Here is a 14,056-nt window from a genome sequence, read left to right as displayed (position 1 = left end):
TAAGAAAAATCAATATAATGCTACTGGTATTGTTGTTGCCTGCCTATCTGTTTGGGCAAGAAGCACTCAATCAGTACCTGACAATAGCTGCCGAAAACAATCCGGCACTGAAGGCAGGTTTCAATAAATACATGGCGGCCCTGGAGCAGGCTCCACAGGTTAGTAGCTTGCCCGATCCGCAACTGGCTTTTGGTTATTTTATCCAGCCAGTTGAAACACGTAACGGACCGCAGCAGTTTAAAATATCTGCCACCCAGATGTTTCCCTGGTTTGGAACACTTAAGGCACGAGAGAACGCTGCTGTTCAAAATGCAAGGGCTCAATACGAGGCTTTTGAAGAGCAAAAGTCGAAGTTGTATAATGATGTCAAAGCCAATTGGTATAACCTTTATTTCAACAATAAGGCCATTGCAATTACACTTGATAACATTGACATTCTCAATACTTTTCGAAAGTTGGCCATTGTTAAAGTGGAGGCTGGAAAGGTATCGGCTGTTGACCAGTATCGTATTGAGATGGAGATAAATGATCTGGAAAATCAGCTGGCTCTGTTAAAGGACAAGCAGTATGTTTTGGAAGTAGCATTTAATAAACTGCTCAATACTCGGCAAACTGTAAATATTACTTTGCCTGATAGCCTTTGGACAACTGATTTTTACCTGAACAAAACAGCTACACTCGATTCAATAAAGCTTAAGAATCATCAATTGTTAAGTGTTGACATGCAGAGGCAGGCCCTGGCTTATAAACGGCAGGCGGCCCAAAAGGCAGGGGCTCCATCTTTCAGCCTTGGGATTGATTATATTTCTATTGGTAAAGAAGGCAGCCTGTCGGGCAAGGATGCCATTGCATTTCCTAAAGTCGGACTGAGCATTCCGTTGTATCGTAACAAATATAAAAGTATGGTGCAGGAAGTGGTTTATCAGGAAGCGGCTAAGGATTATGAGCGCATTGATAAAGAAAATATATTGGAGTTACTTTTCGAAAATACCTGGAAGGATTACAGCGATGCCAACCGCCGGATTAGTTTATTTGACACACAACTGTTATTAGCTCAAAAATCAATGAAGCTGTTAGAGACAGAATATGCCTATGCAAACAAGAATTTTGAAGAAATTCTTCGCATGGAAAGGCGCTTGTTAAAGTATAATCTTGAGCTGGAAAAAGCGAAGACTGATAAACAGGCAGCTATTGCTTTTATAAACTATTTAATGGGGAAATAATAACTTAAATGAAGAATCAAGATACAAGACACTGCTACCGAGCGAATCTCTTGGCGTGGTAACAGTGAAAATACGAGTACCACGCGAAAGGATTCGCGCGGTAGCAGTGGAATCGCAAGATTTCATATACAATGCAGTACCAATAAACACATAGCCTGAGTAACTACGAAAATTTAGGATGATGAAACAAATAATTCAAAATATAAAAGACAATTATAAACTGGTGATTTTGACACTAATTACTGGTTTAATGATAGGATGGGTAATGACACCGTCTGGAAATGGTGAAACAACAGATGCCCACGAAGGTCATGATCATTCCGAAGAACCTACAGTGTGGACCTGTTCAATGCATCCACAGATCAAGCAGGACAAGTTTGGTTTATGCCCCATCTGTGCCATGGACCTGATTCCCTTATCCGGCATGGATAAAGCTGAAGATGCTGATCCGGATGAAATAACCATGACCGAATCAGCAGCCAAACTGGCAGAAGTGCAAACCAGCATTGTTCAGCTGGGTATACCTGAGAAGTCCATTTATCTGCAGGGAAAAATACACGTTGATGAGCGCCGTATTGCTGAGTTAACAGCCCGCTTTGGTGGTCGGATTGAAAATCTTTACATCAATTTTACCGGCCAGCAGGTGCGAAAAGGGGAAAAGCTGGCAACCATATACTCGCCTGAATTAGTAAGTGCTCAGCAAGAGTTGATCGAGACTTATCTGGTCAGGGAGAGTAATCCAGCACTTTACAAAGCAGCTCGGGCTAAGCTTTTAGCCTGGGGTTTGACGGAAAAGCAGATTACTTCAATTGAAACGGCTGGCAAGCCAAGCGTTAATTTCGATATTTTATCACCTATTAGCGGTACAGTTATGATGAGACATGTAGCTCTTGGTGATTATGTGAAAGATGGCATGCAGTTATTTAAGGTCGTTGACCTTAGCCGGGTATGGGCTATGTTTGATGCTTACGAATCAGATTTACCATGGATAAAAACAGGCGATAAGGTAAGGTTCACTTTACAAGCTGTTCCTGGTCAGTCTTACGAAGCCAACGTCAGTTATGTCGATCCGTTTATAGACCCTAAGACACGTGTTGCCAAGGTACGCGTTGAGGTGGATAATTATAAGATGAAGCTAAAACCTGAAATGTTTGTCAATGCAGTACTGGAATCAAAAGTGGCAAGCGAACCGGTAATTATGATTCCTAAAACTGCAGCTCTCTGGACTGGTAAACGTGCTGTGGTGTATACCAAAGTTGAGAACCGGGAAGCTCCTACATTTTTATACCGTGAAATTACATTGGGAGCAGAAGCAGGTGCTTATTATGTTGTGGAAGAAGGTTTAAGGGCAGGCGAGGAGATTGCAACAAACGGCGTATTTAAAATTGATGCAGCAGCCCAGTTGGTTGGTTTAAAGAGCATGATGAATGCGCCAAGTGCTAAAAATCAGGTAGAAACTGAATTTGCTGTTGCCGGTAATTGCGATATGTGTAAAGAACGTATCGAAAAGGCAGCAAGCACCATATACGGTGTGGCAAGCGCACGTTGGTCAGCCGAAAAGCAGCAGATAATTATTAAATACGATCCTGATAATGCTACGGTTGAAGCTGTTCAAAAGGCCATTGCAGAAGCTGGTCATGATACAGACAAATACAAAGCTGATGATGCAGTTTATGGAGATTTGCATGGATGTTGTCAGTATGAGCGTTTGGATACGAAAATTGACAATGCAGGTACAACTGAAGAAGCAGATGATTTGCAGCATGCTATGTTTACCGTAGGTGGCAATTGTGGTATGTGTAAAGAACGAATTGAAGAAGCGGCACTAACTGTTGATGGAGTGACATCAGCCAACTGGAATAAAGATACAAAGATGATTCATGTGAACTTCGGAGGCGATGCAACGGAGGATGCTATTCAGAAGGCTATTGCTAATGCAGGGCACGATACTGAGAAATACAAAGCCGATGATGCTGTTTATGATGATCTGCATGGATGTTGTCAGTATGAGCGTTTAGATACGAAAACTGACAATGCCGGTACAACTGAAGAAGCAGGTGATTTGCAGCATGCTATGTTTACCGTAGGTGGCAATTGTGGTATGTGCAAAGAACGAATCGAAGAAGCGGCATTAACCATTGATGGTGTGACATCTGCCAATTGGGATAAAGAAACAAAGATGATTCATGTGAACTTTGGAGGAGATGCAACAGCGGATGCTATTCAGAGGGCTATTGCTAATGTGGGGCACGATACCGAGAAATACAAAGCCGATGATGCTGTTTATGATGATCTGCATGGATGTTGTCAGTATGAACGTTTGTAGGGTGAAGTGCAATTGCATAACAGATATCTGTACTAAGGAGGGAAGCTTTTGCTGTTCTGTTTCCTATAATCCGCTAAGCGCATTTAAGCGCTAAGCGGATGTAATACTGTTTTTAAGTGAGATTGTACCTTTAGGGATCGCATCTTTATTTGCTTCTTGTAAATAAAGATGCGATCCGTATTAGCGAACTTCCTATGAAACATCTATCCTCCAATCATCGACTTCACGCCATAAGAATCAAATATGGCAATAATTTCATGTAAACGTTCAGGACTGGGTTCATCCATCTCACCTTTATCGTATGCTTCGCCCAGCTTTTCGTATTTCTTTTCGGCAATATTGTGAAAGGGAAGCAGATTCACCAATGGTTTTTTCCCGTCCAGTGAGGCTATTAATTTGGCTGATTCATGTATGTTCCAGTCATCATCATTAACGCCTTTGATCAAAGGAATGCGAATGTTCATATCAACACCGGTTGTGGCTAATGTCTTCAGGTTAGCCAATATTTTCCCATTGGGCATGCCTGTCCATTCGCTGTGCTTTTCCGAATCCATCATTTTCAGATCGTATAAAAAATGATCCGTTCGTTTGGCCACTTCCATCAATACCTCTGGTTTAGCATAGCCGGTTGTATCCACGCAACGATGAATACCTTCTTCACCACAGGCATCCAGTAAAGGAATCAGAAACTCATGGTGCAATAGTGGTTCGCCGCCCGAAAAAGTAACACCACCCTCAGATTTATCCATCAGCATGGTTTCCTTTTTAATTTGCGTCATGATCTCATCCACACTCATTATCTTACCGGTCATTTCGATGGCTTTGGTAGGGCAAACATCAGCACAAATACCACACATGGTACATAAATCACCATCTGTTACAATACCATCAGGTGTTAATGTCAAGGCATTCTCAGGACAATGCTTCACACATTCTTCGCAGGCGATGCACTTACTGTGGTTGTACATTTTTTGCTGATTCCTGAGCTGACTTTCCGGGTTGTGACACCATTTGCATCGTAATGGGCAACCTTTTAAAAAGATGGTGATACGAATACCCGGACCATCGTTGATGGCATAGCGCTTTATATCAAATATTAAACTAGGTGCTTCCATTGAGTCCAAATTGTTTTTAGCATTGATAATATCGTTCCCCCATAGGACTGAGGGGGATTTCTCTGCGTTAATCTGCGTCATCTGCGGGAGATAACTTAAAACGATTCATTCTCAGTTCGGTCAATCACTTCCTGCTGAAGGTCGGCATTCATATCATTGAAGTAATCACTATAGCCAGCCATTCGCACCAACAAGTCTTTGTAATCTTCTGGTGATTCCTGAGCAGCCCGTAATGTAGCCGTATCAACAATATTAAACTGCACATGGTGACCTCCCATTGTAAAATAACTGCGAATCAGCTTACCCATTTTGGTGATATCTTCATCACGTTTTAACAGACTTGGCAGAAAGCGCATATTAAGCAAAGTACCACCTGAACGGGTATGATCGAGCTTTGTTAATGAACGGATCACTGCAGACGGGCCGTTCACGTCGCAACCGTGTGATGGTGATGTACCATCGGAAATGGACTTACCGGCTAAGCGACCGTTAGGCGTTGCACCCATTACCTTTCCAAAATATACATGGCAGGTGGTTGACAGCATATTCAAATGATATTTTCCACCTTTGATATTTGGCTTCCCATCAATGGTTTTAATCAGATCGTCATAAACTTTTAATGCGATGCTATCAGCATATTCATCATCATTGCCAAAGAAAGGCGTGCGGTTAACTATTGTTTGACGCAGGATCTCATCATCCTTAAAATTATTGGCCACAGCTGTTAATATACGATCCATGTCAAAGGTTTTCTTTTCAAAGACATGGTGCTTTAATGTAGATAAACTATCAGTAACAGTTCCAAGGCCGGTACACTGAATGTAATTGGTGTTGTAGCGGGGACCGCTGTTATAATAATCTCTTCCCTTCGAAATACAGTCTTCGATAACAACAGACAGAAATGGTGCCGGGGCATATTTGGCAAACATGGTGTCAATATAGTTGCTCACACGAATTTTCTGGTCCACGATAAACTCCAGTTGCTTTTTAAAGGCGGCATACAAGTCATCATAGCTTTTAAAAGTGCGCGGATTACCAGACTCGCATCCCGCTACTTTACCTGTAACGGGATCAATACCATTATTTAAGGTAACCTCCAGAATTTTTGGAACGTTCAGGTATCCGGTTAATACATAGGCTTCCTTACCAAAGGCTCCTACTTCAATACAACCGCTGCAGCCACCTTCGCGGGCATCTTTTAGCGATTTACCTTGCGCCAGCATCTCAGTGATGTATGTCTCCGGACTAAAAACTGAAGGATAACCATGTCCCTGACGAATGACTTTACAGGCGGCATTCAGGAATTTATCTGGCGTCACATGACTGATATGAACTGATGAACCCGGTTGTAATAAGTGAAGTTCCTCAACTACTTCGAGCATGATGTACGAGACTTCGCTGCTGCCATCGGAGCCATCAGCTTTCACACCACCAATGTTAATGTTGGTAAAGTCATTGTAAGTACCACTTTCTTTGGCCGTAATACCAACTTTAGGTGGTGCCGTCTGGTTATTCACCTTAATCCACATACAGCTGATCAGTTCTTTGGCTTCGTCGCGCGTCAATGTGCCTTCTGCAATTTCTTTTTCGTAGAAAGGTGCCAGGTGCTGATCGAAATGACCAGGGTTCATGGCATCCCAGCCATTCAATTCGGTGATGGTGCCCAGGTGAACAAACCAATACATTTGAATGGCTTCGTGTAAGGTACGTGGTGCATTGGCAGGTACCCAACGACATACTTCGGCTATTTTCAACAACTCAGCTTTACGTTTCGGATCTGATTCGGTTTTCGCTTTTTCTTCGGCCAAAGCGGCATGACGCTCAGCAAATACAATGGCAGCATCACAGGAGATGTCCATGGCTTTCAACTCTTCTGCTTTGTTATTGGCTTCAGGATCTAAAAGGTAATCCAGTGAATCCAAATGTGCTTTGATATCTTTCTTGAAATCCAGCATACCCTTCCTGTAAATCTTACCGTCGAGGCAGGTATGACCCGGAGCCCGTTGTTCCATAAATTCGGTAAACAATCCGGCTTCATAAGCGCGTTTCCATTCTTCCGGCACGTGGTTAAAAATACGCTCACGCTGTGTTCGTCCCTGCCAATAAGGAATGACCTCACGTTCGTAAGTGTCGATATCTTCCTGGCTGGTAGTGTAACGTTGCTGATCGCGTGTATTAAGCACATGGAAATCCTCCACACTGTGACAGGTTAATTCAGGGAAGGTTGGTACTGCTTTAGGTAGCGGGCCACGTTCACCAACAATTAGTTCATCATCGCCCATATACAGGGTTTTCTTCTGACAGTGATCAAGAAATGTTAATGCACGTAGTACAGGAATTGAATGTTTGCCATAATGCTCTTTGTAGAAGGCAGTTTGGTGCAAGGCGCGCTCAATGGAGATGCTTGGTTCTGCCTCAAAGCTCTTTTTACGGAGTCGCTGAATACGTGGATTCATACCCGGACCCAACTTTTCTCCAAGTGGCTTGTAAAAATTACCTTCGGCAGAAGCACCTCTTTCGGCTTCTTTAGCAGGATTTTCTTTTCCTAATATCTCTTTTATGGTTGGTAAGCCGGCACCGTTAGGATCAGGACGACCTTTTATTGTTTTAGTTGTCATTGTTTACGTTTTAAGAAGTATTTACAAAGCAGAATTACACACAAATATCGAGTGATTGTTCACTCTTGCGCAATTCAAATTAAGTATAAATATAAAACGGAGAGGTAGCAGTCAGAGAAAACTAACTGTGTTACGAAGCCGGCTTGTAGAACATCAGGCATTCAAACAAACATCGGTATCCTTTTATTTTATGCGAATGATTCACAATATCTTTTTAACTTTAAGAGCATAGCAAAGTTGCATAAAAAATATGTGTAATGCAAAATGCTTTGACTAACACCTCAATAGTTAAACCGAAGGCTGTGGTGTCAATTGAATGCGAAAAATTACCATTAGGAACCATGAAATTCTCAGGGAACCACAAATTATTACCAATGGAAGACCAACTGATAGTGATTGGAAGCGTCAAATTACTCAGGGAAGGGTACTATTGACTGATTGACGACCACAAGTTGCTGGTTGGAGTCAGCATATTGCTAATGGACGGGTATAAATTGCCTCGGGGCCAGTAAATACAAGGGACTTGTATTGTTACAGGTTATTGGTTTGTTGAAATATGAAGACGAGCATCATGTCTGATGCGTTTCTTTTCACCATATGGATCGTCCTATCTTATATCCTGGTTCTTGAATCGTCTTTATTATTCATTTAGTATAAAACGATTCTCAGGGATAATCACTTCCACACGTGGTGCTTTATCGTTTTTTGGAGCAGGACGGTTTTGTTGCTTAGCCCGCTGATTACGTTTTTTAATGACTTCTTTGCGATAGGCTTTGTATTCCTTACAAAAAGTGTCGTAGGTAATTGGTTCGTAATTATTGAAAGGATTGTAAAGTGTGCTTCCTTCATCTAAGGTTTCAACGGCCAAAGCCTCGTAAATCAACACATCGTCCGTTGTTCTGACTTTCAACATAACACCTGGAAGACCATGTAATTTCCAAGGCGCGGCTGTAAAATCTAAAGCAGTTGTATAAAAGGCTTGATACTCACGCCCTCTGAACTCTGCAAACGCAGTTTTGCAGGGATAGCCTAATATAGTATCCCTCTTTTCGCTGAGGTTCCATTTAAAGAGCTTTAAATCCTCTTTAACGACATGGTAGTCACGTCCGAGTCGTTCTTCGTATACTAAGTTGTTGTTTTTATAATCTTTAAACAGACGAGTTGAATCGGTAGTTTGTTTATAACGAATATTTTTGCCTGCACCGCTCTTTGTTAACCGGATGGTATAACTTAATACCTGATTGTCCTTTGCTATCAACTCCATTTGATAAGTATTGGGCTTAGCATGATTGATGTAATTGTAAATAATGCTTAGTGTTTTATTTTGGGCTGCTACGGAACCAAGTAATACTAAAAAAAATGCTGTCAGGAATAATCTCATGCTTAATAAAATTTCTTGGCTGATACTACGGTAAGGAATGTTTTAGGTTCGTTTTTATCAAGAAAAAATAGAATTTTATTAATGTGTATTTAAACTGGCTTGGGTAATATTTAGCTATGTAAGCGAAGGTTACCGTTGAGTACTGTTTGATGGAATTTCATTGGCTTTCCGGTGTCTTATTACATCTACCCAAGTATTAATACATAGCTAATATTGACCTAACATTAAGGCAAAATGAGAGCCTTACCTTAGGATTAAAACTTAAACCATGAAAAGGAAAGGAATATTAGTTGGGTTAGTAGTATTGTATCTGGGCATTTTTGTCAGTTGTTCAGATGAATCAGAAATCCTGTCTGACAAAACTATTTTGTCAGAAGCATTAACCAAAGGAAGTTGGGAGGTTGGTCTTCAACATTCATTGACAAGAAATATATTTGATCATTCAGCTATCCAATTGACATTTACTGAAGATGGCAAGGTTGTAGCACACAGTTTAGAAAGTACCAGCGTATTAAACTCACTGGATGGATCTTATATCTTGATTTATGACAATGATGAAACAATTGTTCCTGATATAGATGATCCTGAATATGACTATTTGGACAGGCAAAGAGACCGGGAAGAGGATCTTTTTCTTTCGCTGGCTTTTGGTATGCAAGAACTTATTATTTTAAATCATCGCTGGAAGGTGAAAGACTATACATCAACTTCGGTGGTTTTGCAAGCAAATGATATTAGATTGACCTTAAGCAAAGTGGATAGTGAATAACGTGTTATAGATTATCTTGTTCTTTGCATTAAGGTAACAATTACCAGGTATGCTCAAAGCTACCTGGTTTGATTGGTTAGTAAGTTTTGTATTCTCTGGTAGTACTTATCGTCAAAGTGTTTTTCTTTGATAGCAGGAATCAGCGCTTTACCGTCTTTACCAAGCCAATCCACAATATTGAGAATTTTTAGCATAGCGTATGAGTTAGCATTAATCATCTTATTTAAGCATTTTAGACCGGTTTCTTTCTCGTTGTTTTTAATTAATGTCCAGGCGGCTAGGGCCTTCACTTCATCACTATTATCATTAATGGCAAGCTGTGCAGCTTTTGTATCATTTAAAAGAAAACAGCCAACCATACCCCAGTAACGTAACCCTGAATCGTTAGATTTTAATAATTTTCTTAGGTTATCCTTGTTTTCGAGTTGTTGTTCTAGTGCAAGGTCTGCTGCATTCAGCAATTCAGGTAAGTTATATAATTCGGGGTCTCTTACCATCTCATATATGGTTATATTGTTGCCTGATGCGCGCCTTACCAACTCTGATTCTGGAAGAAGGCCGGAGTCGTGAATTTCAATCTGCCAGGTCCTTAGAGCGTTTCGCATTTTTTTTATTTGATTGTTGTAACGCTTATCCGCAATGAGGTTGTACACATTGTCAGGATCATTCCTAAGATCATAAAATTCTTCGGTATATTTCTTAGGATAGAAATATTGCGATTGAATCTCATTGGCTTTACCAGTCTTCACATAATCCGACCAGGCTTCTGTAGCTTTCGCCTTCCATAAGTATTCAAGATGCTGCATCCAGGGAGCATAAGGCATGTAGTTTCGAATGTACAGAAAGTCTTTTGTATAAACCGCCCTGGCGTTATCACAGCGTTCATCCATTCGGCCTCTGAAAGCGAAATGATACTTGGGTTCTTTTTCGGATTGTGGACCTAAAAAGATATTGCCCTGGTAATATTCAGGAACGTCTGTTTCGGTTATGCTTAACCATGTTTTGGGCATATCAACAAAACTAACCATCCGATCAACTGCTGTTCCAACGTTTTTTTCCGGCCAAAGGTGTCTGAATTTCTTAGGAATACGAATGATAAAAGGGGAGTGGATGCCGCTTGCAAACAGGAATCTCTTGCTCCGTGCCATCACACCTCCATGGTCAGAATTATAGATAACAATTGTGTTTTCAGCTAAACCCATTTCTTCAAGCTTACGGATTGCTTCGCCCACTTTAGCATCCATATTTTTCATCGCATCATAATACTTGGCATAATTCTCCCGTATTACCGGTAAATCAGGATGATAAGCGTACAAATGTGTCTCAGAAGGATCATGTTTAATATCGTCAAGACTGCCATGAGCCCTGCTTTCATGCGATTGGCCGAAGTTAATAACCTGCAGAAATGGTTGATTTTGTTTTAATGTTTCCCATGATGGATTTGAGGCACATTTATTATCCCAGCATGATTTATCGTCTCGTCCTCCAATATTATAATCTGTTTTGGCGCTATTGGCCACATAATAACCATTGCCTTTTAATAGATCAGGATAATATGAAATAATGTTATGGGGAATATTATTGCGACTTCGCATGGGGTGCGTTCCCATAGAGATGGCATTGATACCGGTGATCCAGGTGCTTCTGGAAGGTGCACACACAGGTGCATTTGCATAGCAATTGGTATATCTGAAGCCTTCTTGTGCTAATTGGTCAATATTAGGAGTTTCGGCAAACGGATTGCCATAACATCCAACCCAATTTATGTTATTGTCTTCGCTGGTCAGCCAAAGGATATTTGGTCGATCCTGGCCATTAATATTGTTAGTTAAACCAAGTAGTATGATGATAAGATAGAAGGAAACTCCATTATTCATTTGAATAGAATTTAGTTTTAGCAATGAGTTATCGATTTGTGCGTAAGGTATAAAGGATAGTAACCATGTTTATTGATAGTATTTCTCCCAATCTAAATACAGACTGTCTAATTGTTGCACTATTTCCGGAAATTGCATAGCCACATTATTATTCTCACACGGATCAATTTTCATGTTGTAAAGTTCCCAATCTTTGTGATGGCCATGTTTCACTATTTTCCAATCACTGTTACGTGCAGCTTTACCAGCCGCCCATGACCAAAATAATGGCTTCCCCCTGATCTCTTCACCTTCAAATACAGGAAGGAGACTTTGACCTTTGTATGGAACAATGGTTTCACCGTTTCTGAGTTTTGGGTATTTTGCATCGGTTATATCGATAATAGTGGCCATAAAGTCAATCATATGACCAGGAAACCGACTGATACTATTAGCTTTTATATGATCGGGCCACCAGGCAATCATTGGCGTATTAATCCCGCCTTCATAGCTGTAGTTTTTGAAATAACGAAAGGGTGTGTTACAAACATTTGCCCAGTTTTTTCCCAATGAAACATATCTTTCAGAAGAACCAATGGGGGCATTGTCGTTGTCATCCCTTAGGTTGACTACTTCAGCCGAAGCTCCATTGTCTGAAACAAAAAAGATAAGTGTGTTATTCAATTGATTACTTTCTTCAAGATGATTCATCAGGATACCAATGTTCTGATCCATCCGATCGATCATCGCCGCATAGACAGCCATTTTTTGTGCTTCAATTTCTTTGTCTTTATCAGACAGGTCATTCCAATATGAGAACGTAGCTACACTTAATTGATAGCTGGAGTCAATTAGTCCGGTTTTAGATTGTTTCCGGTATCTATTTTGACGAACAACGTCATAACCAACTTTATAAACATCTTTATATTTGTCTATATCCTTGGGCCATGCCATCAAGGGATCATGAGGAGCAGTATATGCCAAATAAAGGAAAAAAGGTTTTTGTGAGTCCTTTTCTTCATCAAGCCATTTAATAGCATATTTGGTAAAATAGTCAGTTGTATAAAAATCTTCCGCTTCTGGTGTGTATGGTAAGAATTCAGTGCTATCAATGCACCAGTAGCGTGTTCTTTTTCGTGCTGGTGCCGGTTCTCCTTTTCTTTGATTCCCTGGGTTAAAGTAATTGCAACATCCGTCTTTTAATCCGTAATAGTGGTCAAATCCACGATAAATTGGATTTTCTTTGCCGTGGTGCTTCCCTGACCATAAGGTTCGATAACCAACCGTGCGCAATACTTCCCCGATTGTAACCGCATTGCTTATCGGGTTCTTATGAGTTTTATGGTAATTACAATCCTGTGCGTAAGCGCCGGTAATCAATGCAGCTCTTGAAGGCATACACTTCGAAGTATTATGAAACTGTGTAAAGCGCATGCCCTCAGATGCTAATCTATCAAGATGAGGCGTATTAATTTCACTTCCGTAGCAACCAATATCAGACCATCCAAGATCATCGGCACAAATTATAATAATATTGGGCAAACGGTTTTTATTCTCTTGTGAACTTTCGCAGGAAAGAAGAATGAACAAAATGAATGAAAGTGCGGTGCAGGATATCTTCATATTTTATTCGTAGTTAGTTAATGTGTGCGCACACAAATGTATCATCCTATAATTAAAATACAAAGAATTAATTCTTAGTTTGTTAGTTTTTAGTCAGTAGATAGTAGTTGAAATATCATCCCAATGATACCTGAGATTCGTAAGTTTTTCCTTTTCTCACTGATTGGGCAGATTATCGCGGGAAAAGTACTCTGTTATTAAGGATCGCATCTTTATTTGCAGACTGTAATTAAAGATACGATCCGTATACCCTGTAAAGAAAGAGGCTGTAATCAATGATAAATTTTAAACAGCCTCTTTAATTTAAATATCACATTATGCATTTTGTATTACCACCCTACAGGTACGGCCATCAACATTTCTTGTTTTATTATATAAGACTTAAATTCTTTCATATATTTTTCAACTTCATCTTGCGCATAGTGTTTAGTCAAAATCGCTTTAACATCATGAGTGTGATAAGATTTGTAAGGATCAATAAAGTAAATCAGTTCACCTTCACCTTTTTCGTTATTCACAACCTCAAACAGGCGAGCTGTTGCTTTAGCATCAGCAAAGTGTTTTTCAAATGCCGGTAAGAATACTTCACTTCCAAATTTCTTAAGTGGTTCGATGTTTTCCGGCTTAACCTTGGTTATTGCTAAAGCAATAGTGTCCTTAGCACCAGCACGTGGTGGCATAGGTAACGAACTGTTCCAAATATCCTTTGCAATTTTCCATTGATCGCCAACCTTTTTCCATAAAACCATGTACTTTCCATGATCAACCATTTGCTTATCAGGAGTATAATACTTGTACACGCCGTGTTCCTGTGCAATATCGCCAACGGCTGTCGCATCGCCGGTGATAAATTCAAGGTGGCCCATACCATGTTTAAATCCATCTGTCCACATCTGCCTGACAGCTTCTATGCCTTCCACCGGATCGTGGTTTGAAGGCAGCATAAGTACATCATCGGTATAGTGAGCCATTAAGGTTTCAACATCCTGATTACTGATTGCAGTCGTCATCGTTTCATTGATCCTTTCAATGTCTGCTTTAACATCTAGCTCTGATGGAGCTTGTGTACAAGAGGCTGCTATTAGAACCAGAACAAAGCAGAAACAGAATTGCCTTTTGAATGATAAAAGTGTTTTCATGGGAAC

The 14,056-nt window shown here is 40.4% G+C and carries 9 protein-coding genes; 3 read left to right on the top strand and 6 right to left on the bottom strand.

The annotated features are described in order from the left end of the window. Together AC4MRQ_RS09555 and AC4MRQ_RS09550 are read left to right on the top strand one after the other, a co-directional pair. The coding region (locus AC4MRQ_RS09555; RefSeq protein WP_491197442.1) for a TolC family protein at positions 1–1,223 on the top strand (1,223 nt) is incomplete at its 5' end. A gap of 181 nt (positions 1,224–1,404) precedes the next feature. Next, positions 1,405–3,549 carry an efflux RND transporter periplasmic adaptor subunit gene (locus tag AC4MRQ_RS09550; RefSeq protein ID WP_491197441.1) on the top strand — a complete coding sequence of 715 codons (2,145 nt, stop codon included), beginning with the start codon at positions 1,405–1,407 and terminating at the stop codon, positions 3,547–3,549. 203 nt (positions 3,550–3,752) lie between these two features. On the opposite strand, the gene AC4MRQ_RS09545 is transcribed toward AC4MRQ_RS09550, so the two are convergent. From AC4MRQ_RS09545 to AC4MRQ_RS09535, 3 genes are all read right to left on the bottom strand, one after another. Further along, the gene (locus AC4MRQ_RS09545; RefSeq protein ID WP_491197440.1) at positions 3,753–4,664 is read right to left on the bottom strand and encodes a glycyl-radical enzyme activating protein; all 912 of its coding nucleotides are present in this window, start codon (positions 4,662–4,664) and stop codon (positions 3,753–3,755) included. 95 nt (positions 4,665–4,759) lie between these two features. Then, entirely contained in the window at positions 4,760–7,282 is a 2,523-nt protein-coding gene (gene hypD, locus AC4MRQ_RS09540; protein ID WP_491197439.1) for a trans-4-hydroxy-L-proline dehydratase, read from the bottom strand. 640 nt (positions 7,283–7,922) lie between these two features. After that, positions 7,923–8,663, bottom strand: a complete 741-nt coding sequence (locus AC4MRQ_RS09535) for a GLPGLI family protein (RefSeq protein ID WP_491197438.1) — start codon at positions 8,661–8,663, stop codon at positions 7,923–7,925. Positions 8,664–8,931: 268 nt separating this feature from the next. Here AC4MRQ_RS09535 and AC4MRQ_RS09530 point away from each other — a divergent pair, with 268 nt between their 5' ends. Beyond that, positions 8,932–9,432: a hypothetical protein gene (locus tag AC4MRQ_RS09530; protein WP_491197437.1), complete on the top strand. Its 501-nt coding sequence runs from the start codon at positions 8,932–8,934 to the stop codon at positions 9,430–9,432. A gap of 59 nt (positions 9,433–9,491) precedes the next feature. Here AC4MRQ_RS09530 and AC4MRQ_RS09525 read toward each other — a convergent pair whose 3' ends face one another. From AC4MRQ_RS09525 to AC4MRQ_RS09515, 3 genes are all read right to left on the bottom strand, one after another. Then, positions 9,492–11,309, bottom strand: coding sequence for a sulfatase family protein (locus AC4MRQ_RS09525; protein ID WP_491197436.1), 1,818 nt, complete (start codon positions 11,307–11,309; stop codon positions 9,492–9,494). Between the two features lie 69 nt (positions 11,310–11,378). Next, positions 11,379–12,911 (bottom strand): arylsulfatase, encoded by a 1,533-nt coding sequence (locus AC4MRQ_RS09520; RefSeq protein ID WP_491197435.1) that lies wholly within the window; start codon positions 12,909–12,911, stop codon positions 11,379–11,381. 329 nt (positions 12,912–13,240) lie between these two features. Then, positions 13,241–14,050, bottom strand: coding sequence for a YybH family protein (locus AC4MRQ_RS09515; protein WP_491197434.1), 810 nt, complete (start codon positions 14,048–14,050; stop codon positions 13,241–13,243). Positions 14,051–14,056 lie beyond the last annotated feature (6 nt).

The organism is Carboxylicivirga sp. (genome assembly GCF_982718395.1).
Note: the sequence above shows the minus strand (reverse complement) of the source record. Positions and strands in the feature narration are given on the sequence as shown.